Source organism: Streptomyces tailanensis (assembly GCF_008386495.1).
Taxonomy (GTDB): Bacteria; Actinomycetota; Actinomycetes; order Streptomycetales; family Streptomycetaceae; genus Streptomyces; species Streptomyces tailanensis.
This window is the reverse complement of sequence record NZ_VTHJ01000053.1, coordinates 5,095-27,977: the sequence shown is the minus strand read 5'-3', so window position 1 is coordinate 27,977 and position 22,883 is coordinate 5,095. Positions and strand designations below refer to the sequence as shown.

The 22,883-nt window shown below is 70.8% G+C and carries 20 protein-coding genes; 11 read left to right on the top strand and 9 right to left on the bottom strand.

Going from position 1 to position 22,883, the window contains the following annotated elements:
* Complete coding sequence (locus F3T56_RS33920) at nucleotides 1–1,053, top strand: zinc-dependent alcohol dehydrogenase (RefSeq protein ID WP_149829185.1); 1,053 nt, start codon at nucleotides 1–3, stop codon at nucleotides 1,051–1,053.
* 143 nt (nucleotides 1,054–1,196) lie between these two features.
* Here F3T56_RS33920 and F3T56_RS33915 read toward each other — a convergent pair whose 3' ends face one another.
* Nucleotides 1,197–1,718, bottom strand: coding sequence for an HAD domain-containing protein (locus F3T56_RS33915; RefSeq protein WP_149829184.1), 522 nt, complete (start codon nucleotides 1,716–1,718; stop codon nucleotides 1,197–1,199).
* A 117-nt stretch (nucleotides 1,719–1,835) separates the two neighbouring features.
* Between F3T56_RS33915 and F3T56_RS33910 the strand changes: the two genes are divergently transcribed.
* Entirely contained in the window at nucleotides 1,836–2,069 is a 234-nt protein-coding gene (locus tag F3T56_RS33910) for a hypothetical protein (RefSeq protein WP_149829183.1), read from the top strand.
* Here the strand turns inward: F3T56_RS33910 and F3T56_RS33905 are convergent.
* Nucleotides 2,047–2,565 (bottom strand): hypothetical protein, encoded by a 519-nt coding sequence (locus F3T56_RS33905; RefSeq protein ID WP_149829182.1) that lies wholly within the window; start codon nucleotides 2,563–2,565, stop codon nucleotides 2,047–2,049. The genes F3T56_RS33910 and F3T56_RS33905 overlap by 23 nt on opposite strands.
* Before the next feature lie 18 nt (nucleotides 2,566–2,583).
* Nucleotides 2,584–3,315 (bottom strand): hypothetical protein, encoded by a 732-nt coding sequence (locus F3T56_RS50260; RefSeq protein WP_425473695.1) that lies wholly within the window; start codon nucleotides 3,313–3,315, stop codon nucleotides 2,584–2,586.
* A gap of 282 nt (nucleotides 3,316–3,597) precedes the next feature.
* Between F3T56_RS50260 and F3T56_RS33895 the strand changes: the two genes are divergently transcribed.
* Nucleotides 3,598–4,431: a class II glutamine amidotransferase gene (locus F3T56_RS33895; protein WP_149829181.1), complete on the top strand. Its 834-nt coding sequence runs from the start codon at nucleotides 3,598–3,600 to the stop codon at nucleotides 4,429–4,431.
* Nucleotides 4,432–4,468: 37 nt separating this feature from the next.
* Nucleotides 4,469–5,404: a PfkB family carbohydrate kinase gene (locus F3T56_RS33890; RefSeq protein WP_246204169.1), complete on the top strand. Its 936-nt coding sequence runs from the start codon at nucleotides 4,469–4,471 to the stop codon at nucleotides 5,402–5,404.
* Nucleotides 5,405–5,644: 240 nt separating this feature from the next.
* Here F3T56_RS33890 and F3T56_RS33885 read toward each other — a convergent pair whose 3' ends face one another.
* Nucleotides 5,645–8,560, bottom strand: coding sequence for an AfsR/SARP family transcriptional regulator (locus F3T56_RS33885; RefSeq protein ID WP_246204167.1), 2,916 nt, complete (start codon nucleotides 8,558–8,560; stop codon nucleotides 5,645–5,647).
* A 130-nt stretch (nucleotides 8,561–8,690) separates the two neighbouring features.
* Here F3T56_RS33885 and F3T56_RS33880 point away from each other — a divergent pair, with 130 nt between their 5' ends.
* The 6 genes from F3T56_RS33880 (at nucleotide 8,691) to F3T56_RS33855 (ending at nucleotide 16,256) form a co-directional block, all read left to right on the top strand.
* Nucleotides 8,691–9,866, top strand: a complete 1,176-nt coding sequence (locus F3T56_RS33880) for a serine hydrolase domain-containing protein (RefSeq protein ID WP_149829179.1) — start codon at nucleotides 8,691–8,693, stop codon at nucleotides 9,864–9,866.
* 124 nt (nucleotides 9,867–9,990) lie between these two features.
* Nucleotides 9,991–10,911: a helix-turn-helix domain-containing protein gene (locus tag F3T56_RS33875; RefSeq protein ID WP_149829178.1), complete on the top strand. Its 921-nt coding sequence runs from the start codon at nucleotides 9,991–9,993 to the stop codon at nucleotides 10,909–10,911.
* A 108-nt stretch (nucleotides 10,912–11,019) separates the two neighbouring features.
* On the top strand, nucleotides 11,020–11,292 hold the full coding sequence (locus tag F3T56_RS33870) for a hypothetical protein (protein ID WP_149829177.1): 273 nt from the start codon (nucleotides 11,020–11,022) through the stop codon (nucleotides 11,290–11,292).
* 161 nt (nucleotides 11,293–11,453) lie between these two features.
* Nucleotides 11,454–12,686 carry a PP2C family protein-serine/threonine phosphatase gene (locus tag F3T56_RS33865; protein WP_149829176.1) on the top strand — a complete coding sequence of 411 codons (1,233 nt, stop codon included), beginning with the start codon at nucleotides 11,454–11,456 and terminating at the stop codon, nucleotides 12,684–12,686.
* 99 nt (nucleotides 12,687–12,785) lie between these two features.
* Nucleotides 12,786–14,444 carry a PucR family transcriptional regulator gene (locus F3T56_RS33860; RefSeq protein ID WP_246204164.1) on the top strand — a complete coding sequence of 553 codons (1,659 nt, stop codon included), beginning with the start codon at nucleotides 12,786–12,788 and terminating at the stop codon, nucleotides 14,442–14,444.
* Nucleotides 14,445–14,789: 345 nt separating this feature from the next.
* A complete protein-coding gene (locus F3T56_RS33855) occupies nucleotides 14,790–16,256 on the top strand; it encodes an amino acid permease (RefSeq protein WP_149829175.1) in 1,467 nt (488 codons plus the stop codon).
* 67 nt (nucleotides 16,257–16,323) lie between these two features.
* Here F3T56_RS33855 and F3T56_RS33850 read toward each other — a convergent pair whose 3' ends face one another.
* The 4 genes from F3T56_RS33850 to F3T56_RS33835 form a co-directional block, all read right to left on the bottom strand.
* Nucleotides 16,324–17,106: a polysaccharide lyase family 7 protein gene (locus F3T56_RS33850; protein ID WP_149829174.1), complete on the bottom strand. Its 783-nt coding sequence runs from the start codon at nucleotides 17,104–17,106 to the stop codon at nucleotides 16,324–16,326.
* Between the two features lie 77 nt (nucleotides 17,107–17,183).
* Complete coding sequence (locus F3T56_RS33845) at nucleotides 17,184–17,372, bottom strand: hypothetical protein (RefSeq protein WP_149829173.1); 189 nt, start codon at nucleotides 17,370–17,372, stop codon at nucleotides 17,184–17,186.
* 364 nt (nucleotides 17,373–17,736) lie between these two features.
* A complete protein-coding gene (locus tag F3T56_RS33840) occupies nucleotides 17,737–19,047 on the bottom strand; it encodes a tetratricopeptide repeat protein (RefSeq protein WP_149829172.1) in 1,311 nt (436 codons plus the stop codon).
* Nucleotides 19,048–19,204: 157 nt separating this feature from the next.
* Nucleotides 19,205–20,143, bottom strand: a complete 939-nt coding sequence (locus F3T56_RS33835; RefSeq protein ID WP_172639272.1) for an arabinan endo-1,5-alpha-L-arabinosidase — start codon at nucleotides 20,141–20,143, stop codon at nucleotides 19,205–19,207.
* A gap of 230 nt (nucleotides 20,144–20,373) precedes the next feature.
* Here F3T56_RS33835 and F3T56_RS33830 point away from each other — a divergent pair, with 230 nt between their 5' ends.
* Nucleotides 20,374–20,841: an SRPBCC family protein gene (locus F3T56_RS33830; protein ID WP_149829170.1), complete on the top strand. Its 468-nt coding sequence runs from the start codon at nucleotides 20,374–20,376 to the stop codon at nucleotides 20,839–20,841.
* A gap of 9 nt (nucleotides 20,842–20,850) precedes the next feature.
* Here the strand turns inward: F3T56_RS33830 and F3T56_RS33825 are convergent, their stop codons facing one another.
* A complete protein-coding gene (locus F3T56_RS33825) occupies nucleotides 20,851–22,515 on the bottom strand; it encodes an ABC-F family ATP-binding cassette domain-containing protein (RefSeq protein WP_246204162.1) in 1,665 nt (554 codons plus the stop codon).
* Nucleotides 22,516–22,883 lie beyond the last annotated feature (368 nt).

Sequence of the window (22,883 nt, the reverse complement as noted above, 5' to 3'; positions counted from 1 at the left end):
ATGCGCGCGTTCGTCCTGACCGGCCCCGGCGCGTACGAGGTCCAGGACCTCCCCGCACCGGTGGCCGGCCCCGGCGAGGTCGTCGTCGACGTCGAGCGGGTCGGCGTGTGCGGCACGGACATGGAGTTCTTCACCGGCGAGATGGCCTACCTCCACCAAGGCCACTCCGCCTATCCGATACTTCCGGGCCACGAGTGGTCCGGGCTGGTGACGGCGGTCGGTGAGGGCGTCGACCCCGTGTGGGTGGGCCGCCGGGTCATGGGCGACACCATGCTCGGCTGCGGCTCCTGCCGCCGCTGTCTGCGAGGCCGCCGGCACGTGTGCGAGACACGGCGCGAGGTCGGCATCCGGGGCGCGCAGCCCGGCGCCCTCGCCGAGCAACTCGCCGTACCGGCCTCCTCGTTGCACGCTCTTCCCGACTCCGTCGACCCCGTGCTCGGCGCGCTCGTGGAACCGGGCGGGAACGCCCTGCGCGCCGCGCGGGCCGCCGCGCCACGGCCCGGGGACCGCGCCCTGGTCCTGGGCCCGGGAACCATCGGACTGCTGGCCGCGATGTTCCTGCGGGCCGCTGGTGCCGAGGTGCACCTGATGGGCGCGACCGATTCCTCCCTCGCCTTCGCCCGCCAGCTGGGCTTCGAGCACGTGTGGACGCAGGACTCCGTCCCCGAGCTGGCCTTCGACTCGGTCGTGGACGCAACGAACGCCGCCCATCTGCCCGCCACGGCACTGGAGTTGGTCGAGCCGGGCGGCCGTCTCGTGTACATCGGGCTGGCCGGCGCACCCAGCGGGATCGACACCCGCACGCTCGTGCTGAAGGACGTGACCGCCGTAGGAGTCCTGTCCGCCTCCCCCGGCCTCGACGCCGCCATCCGGGCGTACGCCGACGGATCGGTCGACCCGAGGCCGCTCGTCGCCGCCACCGTAGGCCTCGACGAGGTCGGCCCCGTACTCGCCGGTGAACTCCCACCCGGGGCCGGCCCCGGGCCCAAGATCCATGTCGACCCCCGGATCCCCGCCGGCCCTCCGTCGCATGCAACGAGGACGGCTTCATGAGCGACTTCAACCGTGCCGGCGCGATCGTCACCGGCGGCATCGCGGTCACCGAGCTCATTCGCGGAGAGCAAGACCAGTGGTGACGTCCACGGACTGCGGTCGGGCCCTTCTCGCGGCCCGACATTCCTTCTTGCCGCCGAGTGTCAGAACGGCTGTCGCAGCCACAAGTCGAGAGCCGCATAGTCGCCATCGGTGAGACCGAGGCGGGGATCGACGCGATGGAGCAGGGCGTGTCCCGGGTGGTGTGCGGCGGCCCAGGTCCGATCGGTGTCGGTGACCTCGTCGTCGACCCAGGCGAACGGTCGCCCTGCCGCCCATGCGACGAGGGAGCGGGTCTTCCAGTGCAGTCCGTCGCGTTCGTCCTGGTCATCGGTCTCGGACGGTTCTGGCCAGATCACCACGGCCAGCTGAGGCAGACCGATGCGGGGCGAGATGCACTCGTTCGCGTCGGCCATCCACGTCGCGGCCCAGACCAGCTCGCACGGGAGCGCCGTCAGCCGGAGCCCGTGCTCGGGATTGATCCTATTCAACAGCGGATTCGCCTCGGCTTCAAGCGGCTCGAGACCTGTCTCATAGGTCGGATACCGCTGCGGCTCCGCGCCGAAAGGGATCAGGGGTCCGTCGACATCGAGAAACAGCAGCGGACGCCGCACAGAGCCAGTCACGGCAGCAACGATAGTGACAGACCCCAACGGAGACCGCCTCGCCGGTGCACCGGCCATGCTCACCGTCGTGCCGGGCCGGCTCGCCAAGCACAAGGGCCGCTGATCTGGCGGCTTCCCGTGGACATCTATGGTGACCCGGTCGGCAAGCTCGGCGTGCTCGAGGTGTCGGCCGGGGACTACTCGTTGGCCGGTGTCGCCGCGACCAGCGGCCGTGACCGGTGGGTCAAGGAGGCGCCGGAGGGCGCCACCTGGGCGATCAGATCGAACGGCTACGCACCATCGGTCGAACTCGAGGACGACAGCGAGCAGGCGCGGCTGATCGACCGTGTCAGTGCGTCAGGACGAGCTTGAACAGGATGATCAGCAGACCGAGCAGCAGGTTCACCGAGCCGGTGACGGCCATTACACGCCGGGAGGCGCCCGCACGCCGTGCCGCCGCGACCGACCAGCCGACCTGCCCGGCCACGGCCACGGCGAGCGCGAGCCAGAGGGAACCCTCCACACCGAGGCCCAGCAGCGGACTGGCGGCGACGGCCACTGCCGGCGGGACGGCGGCGTTGGCGATCGGCCACTCGTCGCGGAACACGTGCAGCACGGTCCGGCGGTCCAGGTCCCGCTGTGCCAGGCGCGCGCCGAACAGCTGGGCATGCACGTGCGCGGCCCAGAACACCATGCCGGTGAGCAACAGCAGCAGCACCAGCTCGGTGCGCGGGGACGAGCCCAGGTCGCCGGCGCCGACGATCACGGAGGCGGCGAGCATGGAGCCGTAGACGCCGCCGGTGTAGTGGGCTCGGGCCCGGTGTTCGGCACCATGCGGCTGGGGCATGCCCCGGTCGGTCCGGTTCATCGCGGCCTCCCTGCGGGCTCAGCGCGTCGCGCCCGGAGCGTCGCTCGGTGCGGCGGAGCCAAGGGGCTGCGTCCCGCCGCCCCGTCCGGACGGCAGATGTGGGGCGACCAGGAATCCGGCCGGTGTGATCCCACCGGTGGCGAGGATCGCCGCCTTCAGCCCGGCGCGCTCCGCGGCCGAGCGCACCTGGCCGGTGGGGACGAAGGTGATCCCGGCTTCGGGGGCCACGCCCGTCTGCCTGCGGGCTCCCTCCGGCAACCGCCGGTCACCCTCCACCTGTGGGGTGAAAGCATGGGCCAGGGCAGCGATGAGCAACGATCCGATGAGGGTGATGCCCAGCGCGGAGCCCAGGTTCCGGGCCGTGAAGGGCAGCCCGCCGGCCTCGCTGCTCTCCTCCTCGTCCACACCGGATACGAGGACGACGGGACGGTCACGACCCTCGAGTTCAACGGCGAGGCGGGCCGGCATCCTGCGGTCCACGCGGCTCGCCTCCGCCGGGTAGTCCACCTCATGGGGCACCGGCACGCCGACTACGCGCAGCGCCTCCCACACGGACGCCCGGAAGAGTCCGGGAGCGTGGTCGGCCGCCTCGGCGGTGAGCCAGGCGACCGAGAGCTCCAGGCCCGCGGCCCAGTCGTTCAGGAATGTGTCGGGTCTCGTCGGCAGGGCGAAACCGGCTCGCAGAAACAGGTCGCCGACGGGATCGGCCGCTCCCGGCATCACCGGTTCCTGATCGCGATCATCGGTCACGGCCATGGCGCCTCACGACCACTGTCCGTTCAGCCAATGGGCAGGTCTTCCCTCGCTCAGCATCTCAGCCTCCGCCCACCCGCGCGCGCTCACCGTGCGTCACGAGCCGTGGCCGGGCTCGCGGTCCGTCACCGTACGGCCTTCTCCGTCTTGTACACGGCTTCGAACCAGGCACACAATCGGACAAAATCACCCGCAGGGGGGCGATGTGGCTGCCGCACGAACCGGCGTTGGCCGGGTACACACGGCCACCCATCGCTTCGACAGACAGGGATACCGACCATGTGCCGCTGGCTCGTCTACTCGGGCACGCCCGTGCTGCTCGACGAGGTCCTCTACCGTCCGAAGCATTCGCTGATCGACCAGAGCCTCCACGCACGGATGGGCGTCGAGACGACCAACGGCGACGGCTTCGGTGTGGGTTGGTACACACGGCAGGACCGCACCCCGGCCGTCTTCCGCGACATCGGCCCGGCCTGGAGCAATCGCAATCTCCGGGAGATCGCCGACCATGTCCGCTCACCGCTGTTCTTCGCCCACGTGCGGGCCTCCACCGGAACGGCCGTGCAGCAGACCAACTGCCACCCCTTCCGCCACGACAACTGGATGTGGATGCACAACGGCTCGATCGCCGAGTTCACCAGACTCCGCCGAGACCTCACCCTCTCCGTCGACCCCGCCCGGTTCCCCGCGATCGAGGGCACCACGGACTCCGAGCTGATGTTCCATCTGGCTCTCACCTACGGACTCGACGACGATCCGCCCGGAGCCGTGGCCCGTATGGCGGGCCTGGTCGAGCGCGTGGGGCACGAGTACGGAGTGGCAGACCCCCTGCAGATGACGGTCGCGGTGACCGACGGCGAACGAGTCTGGGCCTTCCGCTACTCCAGCGCGAACACTTCACGGTCGCTGTACTACAGCAGCAGGGTGGAGGACCTGCGCGCCCTCCACCCGGACATCGCGTTTCTGCGGGACGTCTCCGACGAGACCCGCCTGGTCGTGTCGGAGCCGCTGGGCGACCTGCCCGGCGTCTGGAACGAGGTGCCCGAGAACAGTTATGGCGTCATCCAGCCGGGGCATGACCTGCTGCGGCATTTCGAACCCCACTATGGGTAACCTCCGCGTCGATCAGGCGACAGGAGGGCGGGGAACCTTGACCGAGTCGGTACGGGAGCCGGTGGGGGCGGCGACGGGGGGTCCTGCGGGCCTGTTCGTCGGTTTGTGCACACTGGACGTCATCCAGCTCGTCGACCGTGTGCCGGGCCCCGACGAGAAACTGACGGCGCGTGAGCAGGTCGTGGCCGCAGGCGGTCCGGCCGCGAACGCGGCCGCCACCTTCGCCCACCTTGGCGGCGCGGCCACGCTGCTCACCGCGATCGGCTCCCATCCCCTGGGAGTCGCTGTCGCGGCGGATCTGGACGGGCTGGGCGTGATCGTGGCAGATCTGGCGGCCGACTCGGTCGAGCCGCCCGCTGTGTCGTCCGTCCTGGTGACCGCGTCCAGCGGTGACCGTGCCGTCGCCTCGACCAATGCGACGCGGTACCGGCTCGCCCCGCCCGACGACCTCGACGCGTGGGTGGCGGCCTGCGACATCGTCGAATTCGACGGTCACCACATGGAGTTGGCCGTGGCCGCGGCCCGCGCCGCGCGTGCCATCGGCCGGCGGACCGTTCTCGACGGGGGCAGTTGGAAGACCGGCACGGAGAAGCTGCTGACGTCGATCGACGTGGCCGTCTGCTCGGACGACTTCCACCCGCCCGGCACGACCACTGCGACGGACACCCTGCGGTTTCTGCGGGACCACGGGGTCGGCTGGTCGGCGGTCAGCCGCGGAGGGCGACCGATCGTGTGGGCGGGCCCCGACAGCGGGGGCACGGTGGACGTGCCTGCCGTACGGGTGGCGGACACACTGGGCGCGGGTGACGTCCTGCACGGGGCCCTCGCCCATCACCTCGCGCTTCAGGGCGACTTGACGTCGCAGGGCTTCATCGAGGCCCTGCGCGGTGCCGCCGCGGTGGCCTCGCAGGCATGTGCCTCGTTCGGAACCCGGGCGTGGATGCGGGGCATGCCGGACATACAGGAGTCCTGACGTACGGCGGTCAACACATCGACCGCCACGGGATCTGCCCTGGATGGCGTACTCCTGACATCGGCTCCGCCCAGCCGAGCGACAGCGGCCGACCGGGCCGAGGCCGCGACTCCCCCGCTACGGCTTCCTCGGCTCCCCCTTCTACGCCGCCGAGCCGGGCACCGGGTCGACGGCCGTGCAGGACCACCGCCTCGTGTTCGGTTCCCCATTCGGCCTGGCTCGGCCGGTGGTGGCCCCGCGTCAGTTGTCGACAATGCTTGGCGCGGACGCCGTCAGGGTGCGCAGTTCGGCGAGTGCGTGCGCGTCCGTGCCTTCCAGGGCGGACAGCGCGCTGTGCCAGCGGGGCTGGGCCGCCTGTTCGTCGCCGAGTGCCCTCAGGACGTGGCCCAGCTCGTGCTCGGCGAGGCCTCGGCCGTACGAGTCGCCGCGGGCGGTGGCTTCCTCGAGCAGCGCCTCGCATGCCTCCCGGGCCGGTTCGAGGCGGCCCAGCGCGCGCAGGGACTGGGCTCGGCCCAGGCGGGTCTCCCGCTCCGCGTTCCAGTGGGCCGCGCCGGAGCCCATGACACGCAGCGCCTCGTCGAAACGTCGCAGGGCCTGGGCGGGCTCGCCGAGGGACAGGTGGGCGCGGCCCGCGTTGCACAGGGCGACCTGCTCGATCACGGTGCTGCCGGCCTCGCGGGCGAGTTCTCTGCTGCGCCGGTGGAACGACAGGGCCGCACGCGGGTCGGTGGGTTCGGCCACGTAGCCCTGGTGTCCGAGGAGCACCGCTTCGTCAGCGGGAGTGAGGGCGGCGGGGCGCAGTGCGAGACACCGTGCCAGTGTCGTCCGGGCCTCGGTGTCCCGGCCGAGTTCCCTCAGCAGCGCGGCCCGGTTGCCCAGGTGACGCATTTGGGCCGCGTCGTCGCGGAGGTGCTCGCTGAGCTCCACGGCCTCGTCCAGCAGGAGCAGCGCCTGTCGGACGTGTCCGACGGAGTAGTGCGCGGAGGCGAGTTGGCCCAGCGCCCGTGCCTCGGCGGCGCCGTCGCCGCCGGCCCTGGCGAGGGTGATGGCACGACGCGTCAGACGTTCGAGGTCCTGCGCGCGGCCACGGTCGTGCAGATAGGGGAACAGGGCGTGGATCAGGTCCACGGTGCGGGTCGGACCCAGGCGCCCGTGCGCACCGGAGCCGGCCAGGAAGAGCAGGTTCGCCGCTTCCACGTCGCCCCAGGCGAGTGCCGCCGCGGCGCCGGCGAAGGCCGTATCGCCCCCGGGCTGCTCGGGCGCTCGCCCACGGCCTGGTCGTAGGGCCGCGGCGCACTGCGCGAGCAGCTGCTCGTACCAGCGCAGGGACCGTTCGACGGCGTCGACGTTCCCGTTCTGCGCGCGCCCTGGCTCGCGGGCGAAGTCGCGGACCAGGTCGTGCGGAACGTAGCGGCCCCAGCCCGCCTCCTGGAGCAGTGCCACCTCCACCAGGCGGTCGAGGGCCTGTTCGGCGCCCCACTCGGTGGAGTCCATGGCGGTGGCCATGAGTGGTGCGCCGTACTCGGGCAGGTCCAGGGCGCCGATGAGGACGAGGGCCGTGGCAGCGTCCCCGTCGCGCGGGTCGGCCGAGCCGAGGAGCGCCTCGTGGGCCGCCGTCAGGGAGCGGCGGACGCTGAGGTCCTCCAGTTCGAGGTGGTTTAGGCGGTCCTCCTGCCGGGCGAGGCGTTCCGCCAGTTTCCGGACGGGGAGCGTCCTGCGGCTCCTCAGGCGGGCGGCGCACACTCGCAGCGCCAGGGGCAAGTGGCCGCACAGGGCCGCCAGATCGGCGACCGGTCCGGCGTCGGCCTCGGCCCAGGACCGGCCCGAGGCCCGCTCCAGCAGAAGGGCGCTGTCCCGCGGTGGGAGCGGGTCCAGTCGGATGTGCGTGGAGGCTCCCAAGGTGGCCAGCGGCTTTCTGCTGGTCAGCAGTACGGCGCAGCCGGCGCCAGCCGGCAGCAGGGGACGTACCTGGGTCACCGAGGCCGCGTCGTCGAGGACGAGCAGCGTGCGGGTGGGGGCGAGCGCGGAGCGCAGCAGGGCGGAGCCGGCCGCCACGTCGCACGGGATCCGCCGGGCGTCGACCCCCAGGCCGTGCAGGAGGGCGGCGAGGGCGTCGGCGGGTGCGAGGGGGGCTACGCCCGGTGTGGCTCCGTGCAGGTTGAGGTAGAGCTGTCCGTCCGGGAACGCGTGGGAGAGCTGTTCCGCGATGTGCAGGGCGAGGCCCGTCTTGCCCACGCCCGGCATTCCGCTGATCACGGCGAGCGCGGTGCGGCTTCGGTCGGACTCCAGGGCGGAGCGGATCTCGGCGATGTGCTCGGCGCGGCCGACGAACTCGCCGGGCGATGCGGGAAGTTGCGCCAGCCGCAGGGGAAACCCCGTGGACGGGGCGGCGTGTGCGGGCGGTTGGCCGTGCCGGACGGCTGTGCCGCGGAGCACCTCCCGGTGGGCGTCCTGGACGGCCGGGCCGGGATCCACGCCGAGTTCCTCGATCAGGGTCCGGCGGAGGGTCCCGAAGACGGCCAGTGCTTCGGCCTGGCGGTCCGTGCGGCCGAGGACGAGGATCAGCTGGCGGTGCAGCGTCTCCCGGAACGGATGCTCCTTGACCAGGACGCCCAGTTCGGCGGCGAGCCCGTCGAGGCGGTCGAGGTGCAGGAGGGCCTCGTAGCGGCATTCGAGCGCCTGCAGCCGCTGCTCCTGGAGGAACGTCAGGACGGGGTGGCCGGCGAGGGCGGGCACGTCGGCGAACGGTGCGCCGCGCCACAGCGCCAACGCGGTACGTGCGTCGTGCTCAGCCGCCTCCCAGTCCCCCCGGCTGCGGGCCTCCTGCGCCCGACGCACCTGCCCCTCGAACACGGGGTGGTCCAACTCCCCCTCTTCGACACGGAGTTCGAGACCGTGGTTCATGGTGCGCAGCCGTGTGCCGTCGGCGTCGCCGAGGCTGCGCCGCAGCCGGGCGACGTGGTTGTGCAGCGAGGCGGTGGCCGTCGGCGGCGGATCCTCTCCCCACAACATCGCCATCACCGTGTCCAGAGGAACCGTGCGGTTCGGATCGAGCAGCAGGACGGCGAGCAGCGTACGGGGCTTCACCCCTCCGACGACAACGGCCACACCGTCGTCGTCGGCTGCCGTCAATGACCCCAGTACCGCGAACCTCACCGGGCCATCCTCGCTCAGCACCGGGCGGTGATCAAAGAGCATCACATCATCGCTGTTATCGGCCTGTTAGGGGCCTGTTAGGGGTGGTCGGCACGATGCGTGTCCCGCATGCCGAGAGAGGTTGGTGCACATGTCGACACGCCTGATACGGACGACGCTGGTGGGCGTGACAGCGATCGCGGCGGCAGGTACGGCTCTGCTGACCACGCCCGCGGCCGCGGCCGGCGGCGCGGTGGCCGCCGCCGAGACCCGGCAGGTGGGGCATGACGCCACCCAGGCCACCATGGACGCGGCCGTCGCCGCGGGCGTGCCGGGAGTCGTGGCCGAAGTACGCGACACCCACGGCGTGTGGAAGGGCACTTCGGGCGTCGCCGACCTCACCACGGAACAGCCGCGCGGGTACGGTGACCGGTTCCGCTCGGGAAGCGTCACCAAGTCGCTGGTGGCGACCGTCATGCTCCAACTCCAGGCGGAGGGCAGAGCCGACCTCGACGCCACGGTCGACCGCTACCTGCCCGGACTCGTACGGGGCAACGGCCACGACGGCACGAAGATCACGGTGCGTCAGCTGATGAACCACACCAGTGGCGTCTTCAACTTCACCGAGGACGCCACGTTCGCGAAGAAGGTGCTGGGCATCGAGTTCCTCAACTCCCGCTACGACGACTGGACTCCGCAGCAGGTCATCGCGCTCGCCCTGCAGAACCCTCCCCAGTTCGAGCCCGGCACCTCCTGGAAGTACTCCAACACCAACTACCTCCTGCTCGGGCTGATCATCGAGAGGCTGACCGGCAGGCCCTACGCCGAGGAGATCGAGCGGCGCGTCACCGGGCCGCTCGGGATGCGCGCCACGTACTTCCCCGGCACCGATCCGCACGTGCCCGCGCCCACCCGGCACTACTCCACCTTCACGGAGGACCCGGGCAAGACCTACGACGTGACCGAGCTCAACCCGTCCTGGGCCTGGGCGGCGGGCGAGATGGTCACCAACTCCTCCGACCTCAACCGCTTCTACGCCGCCCTCTTCGGCGGCAGGCTGCTGCGCCCCGCCCAACTCCAGCAGATGACGAGCACGGTCTCGACCGAGGGCAATCTGCCGCGCCAGCGCTACGGCCTGGGCCTCATCGAGTACGAGACGACCTGCGGGGTCAAGGTCTGGGGGCACTCCGGCGGTATCCACGGCTCCTCCACCCAGGCCTTCGGTACCAAGGACGGCCGCCACATGATCACGCTGAACTTCAACGGCGACTGGGTCGGCGGCGGCAAGAACGTCGTCTCGGCCGAGTTCTGCCCGCCCTCGGCCTGAGCGACGTCCCTTCCCTTCATCGATTCCGCATTCCGCGTTCACCTGTGTCTCGACTTCACTTCCATGTCGGTGAGTTGGGCGTGGCGCCTTGGATACGGTGAAGCATGCGGAACGATCTGTTGCCATGCTTTCTGGTGCACACGGTGGCATGACGGGCGTCGGTGCGGTCGAGTTCGCGCGGCTCGGTGGTCTGTGGCGGGTCACCCGGCCCTGGCATCCGGGGCTGCGGCCGTTCCTGCGCAGCTACGCCGGTTACGGGGAAGCGGTGACCTCACCGTACGAGGCGCGGGTGGTGCCGTCCGGGCGTGCGACCCTGTTGATCAACCTCGCGGAGCCGTTCTCCGAGGTCCGGCGGCTGGGCGTACCGGACGGCGTCAGCGGGAACATCGGGTCGCTGGTGGTGGGGCTGGAGGACCGGCCGGCGACCTGTGTGCATCCCGGCGGCCAGGAGGCGATCCGCGTCGAGTTCACGCCGCTGGGCGCCTACCGGCTGTTCGGCATGCCGATGAGCGAGTTGACGAATCTGGCCGTCGGGATCCAGGACGTTCTGGGCCCCGAAGCCGGGACGCTGGTGGAGCGGCTGGCGTCCAGCCCGGACTGGGCGGCCAGGTTCGACCTGCTGGACGCGGCGTTGCTCGCCCGGCTCGGGCGCGGCCCGGAGCCCGCGCCCGAGGTCGGCCATGCCTGGCGGCTGCTCTCCGGCAGCGCGGGGGCGATCCCGATCTCCTGTATCGCCGCCGAGGTGGGGTGGAGCCAGGGGTACTTGATCCGGCGGTTCACCCAGCAGATCGGGCTGACGCCCAAGGGGGCGGCCCGGATCCTGCGTTTCCGCCACGCCGTGGCGCTGCTCAACCGCGGGGCCGCGAGCCTGACCGAGATCTCGACGGCCTGCGGCTTCTACGACCAGGCGCACCTCAACCGGGAGTTCCGGGCCATCGCCGGTACCACCCCCGGACAGATGGTGGCCGCCCGCCGCGTGGAAGGGGCACTGGCTCTCCCGGCGAGAGCAAATTCGTCCAAGACCGCGCCGGCCATCGGTCGATAGCCTCCCCGCCGTACAGCCGAAGGCCGGGTCGGGCGGCGCGAGGGGATCGTCCGACCAGCCTGCCAGGGACGGCTGGGCCAGGACATCTTCATCGACTCAGGGACCAAGTTGGCTGACAATGACGTACGCCCGTACGGGAGTTCGACCACGCCGTACAACGGCGCCTCCCCCGAGCAACAGGCCCGCTGGGAGACGAGGGGCAAACGCTCCATCGAGTTCGGTGTGGCCTGGCTCATCGGGGGCCTGCTCGTCGCCGTCACCACACACGAGCAAGTCCGCGGCGCGGGCGCGTACTTCGTGACCTGGGGGCCGATGCTCTACGGCATCTACCAGATCATCTCGGGCTTCCAACTCCTCAACAGGAGCCGCAAGCGGCCGTGAGTGGTCCTCATGCACCGAATATGCCAAATGTTTCGAATCGTGTCGGGTCGCACATTGATCCGGAGATTGACCCATAGGGAGCAGCTCTCCGGCCTCGTGGCGTGATCACTGTCTATGGTGAAAGATCACGCAATGGCTACCCGTGTCGAGGCAGGCAGTACATGAGGGAACCGCGGATCGACTATGCGGCGGTCTTCCAGGCCCTGCCCGGCATGGTGGCACTCCTGACCCCCGACCTGGTGTACGCGGATGCCAACGAGGACTTCCAGCGCCTGGCCGGCCGCACCCGCGAGCAGCTCGTGGGCCGCTACATCTTCGACGTCTTCCCCGAGAACCCGAACGACCCGGCCGCGGCCGGCAGGCGCGAGACGCAGGCGTCGATGCTGCGGGTCGTGGCCACCGGCGAGCGGGACACCATGGCGCTGCTCCGCTACGACATCGAGGATCCCGAGCGGCCCGGCCGCTGGGAGGAGCACTACTGGAGCCCGGTCAACGCGCCCGTCCTCGACGCCGAGGGCCGCGTGGTACTCATCGTGCACAGGGTGGAAGAGATCACCGAACTCATGCGCGCCCGCGGCGGCCCGGGCGGTGACACCGACCGGGCCCGCGTGCTGGAGGCCGAGCTCTACACGCGCGCCCGCGAACTGCAGGAGGTCAACGACCGCCTGCGCAAGGCACACGCGCGGGAACGCGAGGTCGCCCTGGCCCTGCAGGCGGCGATGCTGCCCTCACCCGGCCCGACCGGGCGGCACGGGGCCGCCGTGCGCTACCGCCCCGCCGTCGGCGCCCTGAACGTGTGCGGCGACTGGTACGACCTGGTCGACCTGCCCGGCGAGAGCCTGGCGGTCGCCGTCGGGGACGTCGTCGGCCACGGTCTCGCCGCGGCCTGCGCCATGGGACAGCTGCGCAGCGCGCTGAGCGCGGCCTGCCGCGTCACCGACGGCCCCGCCGAGGCCCTGGAGGCCCTCGGCCTGTACGCCCGCTCCGTCGAGGGCGCCGAATCGACCACCGTCGTGACCACGTTCATCGACTGGGACGACCACACCATCACCTACAGCTGCGCCGGGCACCCGCCGCCCGTGCTCGTGCACCCCGACGGCACCGTGACCTTCCTCGACCAGGCCACCGACCCGCCGCTGTCCGCCCGCCCCGAACATCTCCCCCGCCCTCAGGCCCAGACGCCCTTCACCGAGGGCGCCACCCTGGTCATGTACACCGACGGCCTGATCGAACGCCGTACCGAGGACATCGACACCGGCCTGGCCCGCCTCACCGACTCCCTCACCCGCCACCGGCACGCCGACCCGGAGGTCCTGGCCGACGCCCTCCTGGCGGACCTCCTTCCGCCCACCGGCAACGCCGACGACACGGCCCTGGTCGTCATCCGCCTGTGACGTGACCGTTTATGGATCGGGCGCTCTGCCCGGTACGACCGCCGTCGCCCGGACGGTTAGCATCAGGGTCCGGCGTGGTTCCCAGCAGAGGCGGCGTTCATGGATCCGGCCGCGGTGTCTCCGGCCACAGCGGGCATCAGCCTGCGCCAGTTGCTGATGGCGCTGGGTGACTCGCTGGTGGAGGTGCAGGCCGCTCCCGCCGGGCTGGACGTCGAGATCCGAGGCGTCGCCCTGCTGGATCCCGAGGACCCGCCGACGGCCGAGCCGGGCGAGTTGGTCCTCGTCATCGGTGCCCGTGGCCGGGCGGCCTTTCCCGCGCTGCGGGCCGCCGCGCGTGACGGAGCGGCCGCCGTCGTGGTCAAGCTGGACGGTCCAGGGCAGGCCGCGGCGCTCAGCGAGACCGCCGCCGAGGCCGGGGTGGCTCTGCTGTCGTTGCGCGGTGAGGCGCGTTGGGAACAGGTGAACGCGCTGGCCCGCGCCGCCCTCGACGACGCGCCTGCGGGCCCTCCCGGCGAAGGTGACCAGGAGGGCGATCTGTTCTCGCTCGCCCAGACCACCGCAGTCCTGACCAGTGGCATCGTCAGCATCGAGGACGCCGCGAACCGGGTGCTGGCCTACTCCCGCTCCACCGACTCCGACGAGATCGACGACCTGCGGCGGCGCTCCATCCTCGGCTGGCAGGGGCCGGAGGCGTATCTGGCGAAGCTGCGCGAGTGGGGTGTGTTCCAGCATCTGCACTCCAGCGACCAGGTGATCGGCATCGACAGCCACCCGGAGCTGGGGATCCGCCGCCGGCTCGCGGTGGCCATCCGGTCCGGGGAGCGGCAGCTGGGAACGATCTGGGTGCAGGAGGGTTCGACGCCATTGTCCGAACACTCCGAGCAGGCACTGCTCGGCGCCGCCCGGGTGGCCGCGCACCACCTGGTACGCCGCCGCCGGGAGCTCTCCGAGGACCTGACGCTCACCCGGACCCTGCTGGCCGGACTTCTGGAGGGAAGCACCGGGCCACAGCCGCTGGCCACCCACCTGGGATTCGACGCCACCTGCCCGGCCGCCGTCCTGGGCTTCTCGTACGGGACCGCACAGGTCGTCGCCGCGCCGGAGACGAGCCCCGCCGGTGCCGCACCAGAGCTGACCCACACCGAGGTCACCAACCTGATCTCCGTGCACATCGCCGCCCGGCACCGCAGCGCGCTGGTCACCCAGCTCGATCCCCGTATCTACGTACTCCTGCCCCAGCTGCCCCGCAGCATCGACACGGACATACTGCGGGGCTGGGGCCAGGAGGTCACCGACGCCGCGCGCCGCCACCTCGGCCTGCCGCTGCGCGGCTCGATCGGCTGCGTGGTGCCCGGGCTCGGGGACGCCCCCGAGTCGCGCCGGGAGGCCGACCGCATCCTCGACGCCATGGTCGGAGCCGATGTGTCCGTCGCGGTCGCCGCGCTGGAGGACATCCAGGCGGAGGTGGTGGTCAGCGAAGTGCTGACCCTGCTTTCCGCCCATCCCGAGATACGGGATCACCGGCTGACCGCCCTTGTCGCGCACGATGACCGGCACCAGGGCCGACTCGCCGAGTCCCTGCTGGCGTACCTGAATTCCTTCGGTGACGTCCGGGCGGCCGCCGCCCAGCTGCACGTGCATCCCAACACCCTGCGCTACCGCATCCGCCGGGCCGAGGAGCTGACCGGTCTCGATCTGAGCCGCCCCGACCAGCGTCTGCTGGCCATGCTCCAGCTGCGGCTGCCGCCGACCGTCTGAGCCCCGTCCGAACCCGGCACCGCATTGGCCGATCGGACAGCCATCGGGCGCGACTTTGTCCTCGGGAACAAACACCCTGCCCCCTGACGCCCCATACGCTTGCGCAAATCCATTTCCGCAGGTGATGCAGCCCGGGATGCGGTCCACCTCCCACAAGGAGACGAGCGAAGCGCGGACATGCGGTGACGACCACGTCACGGCATCCGGACACCGCTCCAGGCCGTGATCGAGACCGTGATCGATTTCGGGAATCGTCAGGACCGTGCCCTCCCCTGCCCCGCTCACACCCGGCTGGCTCGTCCCCCACCGAAGCATGGCCCTCCCAACCACGCAATGGATGTCGACATGACTACACGTCCCCCTGATTCTCTGGCCCCCGACACCGCTCCTCCCACGGGTGGTCGGCCTCCGGAGCAGCAGGCAGGTCTGCGGGCCGGTCTCAAGAACCGCCATCTGTCGATGATCGCCATCGGCGGGGTGATCGGCGCCGGTCTCTTCGTGGGCTCCGCCTCCGGTATCGCCGCCGCCGGCCCCGGCATCCTGGTGTCGTACGTGCTGGTCGGCGCCCTGGTCGTCTTCGTCATGCGCATGCTGGGCGAGATGGCGGCGGCGAATCCGAGTTCCGGCTCCTTCTCCGCCTACGCCGACCGGGCGCTCGGTCGCTGGGCCGGCTTCTCGATCGGCTGGCTGTACTGGTTCTTCTGGGTCGTCGTGCTGGCCGTGGAGGCGACCGCGGGTGCCGTCATCCTGGAGAGCTGGGTGCCGGCCGTACCGCAGTGGGCCTGGGCGCTGATCGTGATGGTGGTCCTCACCGCCACCAACCTGGCCTCGGTCGGCTCCTTCGGCGAGTTCGAGTTCTGGTTCGCCGGCATCAAGGTCGTCGCCATCAGTGGCTTCATCCTCGTCGGCGGCCTGGCCATCTTCGGTGTACTGCCCGGCTCCGACAACGCCGCGACGGGCTTCACCAATCTCACCGAACACGGCGGTTTCCTGCCGAACGGGCCCGGCGCGATCCTCACCGGCATCCTGCTGGTCGTCTTCTCCTTCATGGGCAGCGAGATCGTCACCCTCGCCGCCGGTGAGTCCCCGGACGCGCAGCGCGCGGTCGCCAAGGCCACCCGGAGCGTGATCTGGCGGGTCGGTGTCTTCTACGTCGGCTCGATCCTCGTCGTGGTCGCCCTGCTGCCGTGGAACGACCCCTCGGTCGAGGAGAAAGGCTCCTACGTCGCCGCCCTCGACTCGATCGGCATCCCGCACGCCGGCCAGATCATGAACTTCATCGTGCTGACCGCCGTACTGTCCTGTCTCAACTCCGGCCTCTACACCGCCTCCCGCATGGCCTTCTCGCTCGGCCAGCGCGGCGACGCCCCGCAGTCCTTCGTCCGGACGAACAGCCGGGGTGTCCCACAGACCGCGATCCTGGCCTCCGTGGTCTTCGGCTTCGTCGCGGTCGCCTTCAACTACCTGTGGCCGGACACGGTCTTCCAGTTCCTGCTGAACTCCTCGGGCGCGGTCGCGCTCTTCGTGTGGCTGGTCATCTGCTTCTCGCAGCTGAAGATGCGGGGGATCATCCTGCGCGAGAGCCCCGAGAAGCTCGTCGTACGCATGTGGCTGTTCCCGTATCTGACATGGGCGACGATCGCGATGATCTCCTTCGTGCTCGTCTACATGCTCACCGACGGCAAGGAGGGCGGCGGCCGGAGTCAGGTGCTGCTCTCGGTGCTCGTCGCCGCGGTGGTGATCGCGATCTCGTTGGTCCGGGAGCGGATCCGCCGTAACGGCACCAAGGAGGAGGCGGCCGCGCCCCGGTAGCCGCCGAGAAGTGCCGTAATGCGGGCCGTGCTCCCCACCGCTCTCGGTGGGGAGCACGGCCTTGTCGTCAGGAGTGGGTGACCTTGATACCGGAGATGCGGACCTCGCCGTAGTTCTTGGCGCTGCACGGATCGGAGTTGTCGCAGTTGGCCTGTGTGTAGGCCCCCGCCTTGAAGTAGTTGGTGTCGCCGTCGTGGGAGATCGTGGTCTGCAGATCCCCGTTGTAGTACACGTCGATCTCGCCGTCCTCCGCGACGAACCTGGCCTCGAACTCGGTGCCCAGTTCGTAGTCGTCGGTGACGAGGTGGTGGCGGCTGTCGTCGCCGTCGGTGATGTAGAGCTTGCTGCCGTCGAGGCGGAAGACCGTGACGTCGTCGTCCCCGCCGTGCACCTGCGCGCCGACCACCTGCGGCTTCTTCTTGGGCAGTGCCGTGAACGCCTCGGTGACGACGAGGGTGTGCTTGCCGTCCGTCGTGGACCAGGCGGCTTCGTCACTGCCGTCCTCGGTCATCTCCCGCAGCTCGGCCCGCGGGTAGCTGGAACCTCCCGTCGTCACGCCGTTGACTGCGGCCCGGAACCGGACCGCGTCACAGGCGGCGTTGACCTTGAACCAGGGATCGGCGGAGAAGGTCGCCAGCTTCGGCTGTCGGATCTCGGTGGGGTCCTCGTCCTCGCCCGTGGGCAGGGTCAGCTTCCAGTTGGACAGGTCCAGGACCTCGGACGGGTACGCGCACCGGGCGGCCGCCCGCTCGTGCGGGGCCGAGGTGGCGGCTTGGGCGGGCAGCGTCAGCGCGGCCGTCGAAACGGCCGCGGTGATGCCCGCCAGCACGCAGGTACGAGTGCCTGGCATGGGTTTCCTCCCTGTAAGGGTGTGCTGTTGTAAGGGTGCGTTGTTGTAAGGGTGTTCGGCTTCGAAACTGGCGTGAGTCACCGTGCGGCTGTGTCCGACTTGGTGATCCGGAGCACCGCCCGCTTCCCCTGCGCGGTGACGGTCAGGTCGTACCCATCGAGTTGCAGCCCGCCGTCCGGCGACAGCAGCGTGATGCTGGTGCGCGACCCGTCGTCACGCCGCCATTCAAGGGTCACCTCGCCGTTCTCGATCTTCGTCACGTTCATGACGGGAGCGCCGAAAGGGTCCTCCGGAACCGGGACCTCGTCGCCCGCCCGCACACTGACCTCGCACTGCCCGTCGGCGCATGCCGACAGCCGTGTTCCGTCGGCCGGGGAGGCAGAAGGGGTCGGAGAGACGGGAGAGGAGGGCGGCGATGGTGTGGGCGAAACCGTGGGAGGTCGTGGACTCGGCGGGGACACCGCCGTCGACTCGCCGGTCCGGGACGGTGGGACGGACGGATCTTCCGAACCCGAGGACGTGGAGCATCCCACGAGCGCGGCAAGTGCGCCGATGGTCAGGGCGACATGGCGAGGAGAGGGGGCCATGGCCGAAGCATGCGATCCGACTCACGGGACCGGTCCCGAGGCGTCAGGAGGCGTCCCTCCGGCGGAGGCCGGCCACCGCCCATTTCGCCCGGGTGCACAGCCCGCTGAGTGCCTTCGCCGACTCCTTGCCGATCACGCCCAGCAGGCGCTTGCTGTACGCCATCGTCGTACGCGCGAGTTCGGTATCGCCCGCCTCGACCGCTGCGAGGGTCAACTCCAGGTGCTGCTCCGTGATCAGGCGGCCGAGCCCTCGGCGGTGCCACTCGCGAACCACGTCGTCCGGGCCGGCGTCCGGCCTGGTGGTGCCGTCGGCGCCGACCGCTGCCCGGGCCCGCTCCAGCGCGCGCCCGGCTGCCGCAAGGTCGCCTTTTCGGCGTTCCAGGCGGGCGAGGACGTACGACTCCGCGGCCCGGTCCCATGCCGTGTCCTGAAGGGAGAGGAGGGCGGACTGGGCGCGGGCCGCCTGTGCGTGGTCGCCGATGCGCTCCAGCGCGCGGCTCAGCTCCCGGAGCCGGTCGGCGTCCGGGCCCGTGTCGTCCAGCAGGCGGATGAGCGCGACCGGGGCATGCTCGACACGACCCTGCCGGTGCGCCAGCTCGATCCAGGTGAACTCGCTCTCCGCGGCCACGTCCCGCCCGTATCGCTTCGCCTCCTCGGCGCGGGCCCACTCCACGGCTCCGGCGCGGTCGGTGACCTGCCCGGTGGTGGCCGACCGCAGCAGCGGAACGTCCGCCTGCCGGCCGTACGACGCCACCAGCACCGCGGTCGGCCGCCGTTCCTCGAACCACTCGGGCCGCACGGTGTTCTCGTGCTCCAGCAGGAAACGCAGCAGTGGCAGGTCCTCGTCCCGGCGGTCGTACTGCGCCGCCCGCAACACGCCCGCCCGCAGGACCGGGTCGGCAGCCGTTTCCCCCCACGCGCCGCGATCGCCGGAGCGCATCCGCTCCAGCGCCTCGCGTCCCGGGCCGAGGACGACGTCGCGCAAGGGCCGCCGGAAGGACTCGTCCAGCCGGTACGCGCGCAGGTCGCGGGAGTTGAGCAGGAGGTGGTCCGGCTCCGTGCGACGGGCGGCCGACTCCGACAGGGCGACCAGTTCGGCCGGCGGCCGGTCTTCCGGCAGCCCCAGACCGCTGAGCAACGCCGCCCGCCGCGCGTCCAGTTCGGCGTAGCCCTGTCCGCACCGCTCCGGCCGCCGGACGAGTATCTGGAGCGCCTCGCCCACGCTGTCCGCGATCAGCACCGCGTCGCCCTCGGAGGACGCGTGGAGCACGGCCGTTCCCCCGCACAGGAAGTGCGTACCGCCGGTGTCGTCCCCGGCGATCGGCTCCACAGACGCACCGGACGCCAGATGCACGTCCTCCCCGTGGTACGCCCCGGCTCACATCGAAGCCGAACCCAAACGCGGCCAGTGCGGCCAGATCGGGGCGGACGCGCAGCAGCTCCAGAACGCGGTCGGTCATACGGCCGAACCCTGACGAGGCATCACCGAGAACATCCGCGGCGGGCGCAGGTCAGTAGGCAACAGGCCATCCGGTGCTCCAATTCAGGAGGTTGATGCCCAGTTTGGGGGTGCCGCCCGCGTTGCCGTCGTAGTAGTGGTAGACGATCAGGTCCCCGTCCGAGTCGTTCATGATGGACTGTCCTCCGGGTCCGATGACGCTGCCGTGCGACTCCAGCACGGGCGTGCCGCCGTTGTTGGTCATGGCGACGCCGCTCTTGTCGTAGTACGGACCGGTGACACTGGTCGCCCGGCCGACCTTGACCTTGTAGGTGGAACTGGTGCCGGCGCAGCAGGTGTCGTACGAGGCGAAGAGGTAGTAGAAGCCGCCTCGTTTCACGATGTACGGCGCTTCGACGGCCTTGGTGCCGGTGGGCCGGGCGGCGAGCGAGTACCGCGTGGTGTTGGTGGACAGCTGTTTGCCTGTCGACGGGTTGATCTGGATCACCTTGATCCCGGTCCACCAACTGCCGAAGGACAGCCACCATGTGCCGTCGTCGTCCACGAAGAGGTTCGGGTCGATGGCGTTGTAGTCGCTGGAGGTGGTGGAGGTGTACACGATGCCGTAGTCGGACCAGGAGCCCGGCTCGCCCGTCGTCGAACCGGCCAGGCCGATAGCGGACTTGTTGGAGCCGAACGTCGAAACCGCGTAGTACATCAGGTACTTGCCACCGTGGTACGAGATGTCGGGCGCCCACGCCTCCGTCGCGTACGACGACCACCAGCTCGGCTTGGTGGTGAACGCGTCGCGGCCGGCGGTGAACGCGATCCGGTTGGTGGAGGACCGTTCGGCCAGGCCGCCGCCGGTGGCGTACAGCAGGTACTTGCCCGCCGATGTGCGGATCATCGTGGGGTCGTGGACCACCGTGGCGCCGGTGACCGTGCCGGGGTTGGGGTAGGCCGACGCTGTGGACGGGACCAGCGCCAGCAGAGCGGCCGCCGACAGTGTCATGACGGCCTTGCGGCCGAGGCCGGCGGGCTTCCTGTCCGATGCCCTGCGGTGAGTGTGCTTCGTACGGCTCATACGGCTCTCCCTGCGGGTGCGAAGTGTGCGGCTCTCCTTGCCAGTGCTTGCGAACGCCTGCGAGTACGCAGTACGCGAAGCCGGTGCGGTAAGTGGTTGCCGCCGCGCACCGTCAGGTTGCCGTCGAATCAGCCGCGAATAAGCCTTAGGGTCGGGCCATGGACAGGACCGATCGCGTCAGCCGGGTGATCGCCGCGCCACCGGCGGCTGTCTACGGTGCCCTCCTCGACCGGGAGTCCCTCGAGGCCTGGTTGCCGCCGGACGGCATGCGAGGGTGGATCGAGCGGTGGGATCCCCGGCCCGGTGGCGGGTTCCGGATGGTCCTCACCTATCTCGACGCCACCGGCGGCCCCGGTAAGACGTCCGATGCGACGGACGTTGTCGAGGTCGGGTTCGCCGACCTGGTGCCGACGGAGCGCGTGGTGCAGCGGGCGGTGTTCGAGGCCGACGATCCCTCGTACGCGGGCACCATGACCATGACCTGGCACCTCGCCGCCGCCCGTGACGGGACGGAGGTGACCGTCACCGCCACGGACGTGCCCCCCGGCATCGACCAAGCGGCACACGAGGCCGGCATCGCCTCCTCACTGGCCAACCTGGCGTCGTACGTCGAAAGGACCGACTGACTGGGTCGGCTACTTACGGGGCGGGCCGGACGGGGCATCCGGTGCCGGGGGTTCGCCCAGCTCCAGGCGCGACCAGTCCATGAGGTCTCGCAGCAGTTGTCGGTCGTGCGTCGCGACGACGATCGTGGCGCTCGTGTGGCGGATCGCGTCGGTCAGTTCGTCGGCAAGGGTCGATGACAGATGGTTGGTCGGCTCGTCGAGCAGGATCAGCGCGGGCCGCGCGGACAGTGCGAGGGCCAGATCGAGGCGCCGTTGCTGCCCCTGCGACATCCGCCCGACCGGCGTGCGCATCGCGTCGGAGTCCAGCAGACCGAGCGCCCCGAGGGGGACGGCGTCGGCGTCGCGGAGTGCGCCACGGGCCACCAGCCGTCCCACGTGGCGGGCGTGCGCCTCGCGGGCGGTGAGTCCGGGGTCCTGTTCGGCGGTCTCCTGGGTGACCCGGACGATCCGCGCTCCCCGCACCGTCCGGACGTACCCCTCCGTGGGCTCGAGCGCGCCCGCCAGCACCGCGAGCAGCGTGGACTTCCCGGCACCGTTCGGTCCGGTGACGAGCAGCCGGTCGCCGCCGTCGAGGGTGAGGTCGACCGGGCCCGCCAGCCTCCCGTCGACGGCGACGCCGTGTACCCGCAGCTGCGGCGCACCCGGCCGGACACCCAGGTCCGGCCATCGCAACGCGGGCGGCGGCTCCGGTACGTCGATCCGGTGCGCCTCCAGAGCGTCCTGCTGCCGCTTCAGGGCCTGTACGACGCCCGGTGCGCGGGACTGGCGCTGGTGCTTGCCGGTCCCCTTGTCCGGCCGCCAGCCGGTGGAGAGCCGGTCGCGGGCCTTCGACACCGCGTCCTGCAGCCGCCGGTGCTCGGCCTGCTGCTCCTCGTGGTCCTGTTCCCAGCGCTCACGCTCACGCCGCCGGGCGTCCTGCCAGGCGTCGTAGCCACCGGCGTACAGGCGGGGCTTGTCGTCGCGGGTCGGGTCGAGGTCGAGGAATCGGTCGGCGACGTCGCTCAGCAGTGCCCGGTCGTGGCTGACGACGGCGAGGCCGCCGTCGTGCTCGCGCAGCCTGCGGGTCAGGAAGTCCAGTCCGTCGGCGTCGAGGTGGTTGGTCGGCTCGTCGAGCAGCAGGACGTCGTGCCGCGCGCCGAGCAGGCAGGCCAACCGAACCCGGTAGCGCTGCCCGACCGACAGCGTCGACAACGGACGGTCGCGGTCGGTGCAGGCGCCGAGGGCTTCGAGGGCGACGTCGACGCGGCGTTCGGCGTCCCACGCGTCGAGTCGGGTGGCGGAGTCGAGCGCGGTGGCGTAGCGGTCGTCGGCGGCGGGGTCGCCCTCGGTCATGGCGAGGGTGGCCTCGTCCAGCGCGGCGAGGGACGCGAGGGACGCGGCCAGCGCCTCGGACGTCAGGGTGCCGACGGTCTCACCGTCCCGCGCGGACAGTTCCTGGCGGGCCAGGCCGATCGTGCCTGCCCGGTGGACGGTGCCGTCGTCTGGCGTGATCAGTCCGGCGAGGACGTGCAGCAGCGTCGTCTTGCCGCGGCCGTTCTCGCCGACGACGCCGACCCGCGACCGGGCGGAAACGGTGACCGAGACGTCGTTCAGGACACGCCGGGACCCTCGGGTGACAGTGAGGCCCTCGGCACGGACGTGTGCACTACCGCCCGCCTCGACGGGCAGGGACATGGCTCCGGGAGTCGGAGTGAGGTTCAACGGATGCTCCGCAGCTCGCAGTGGAGCCGGGCAGCAAGAAGAGGCCGCCCGGCGGGAACCGGGACGGCGAGCGCGGATTCAGCAGGGAGAAGGCGCCGCCGTCAGCGGGCGGATCGAACCTTCTGCGACCAGATACCTCGTGCCATGCCGTTCATGCTACGTCCACCGGTTCCTCGTGTGCCCAGTCAATTTCATGCGCTGCGCACCGGCACGCCTACGATCAGCTCATGAGCGCGTGGAAACGGAGTCTGGACGCTGCGGGGATTCGTGAGGCGGGACTGCGGAGGGATTACGGCAGCCAGCGGGACTTGGTGAGGCGTTTCCGCCGCGCTCCGTATCTC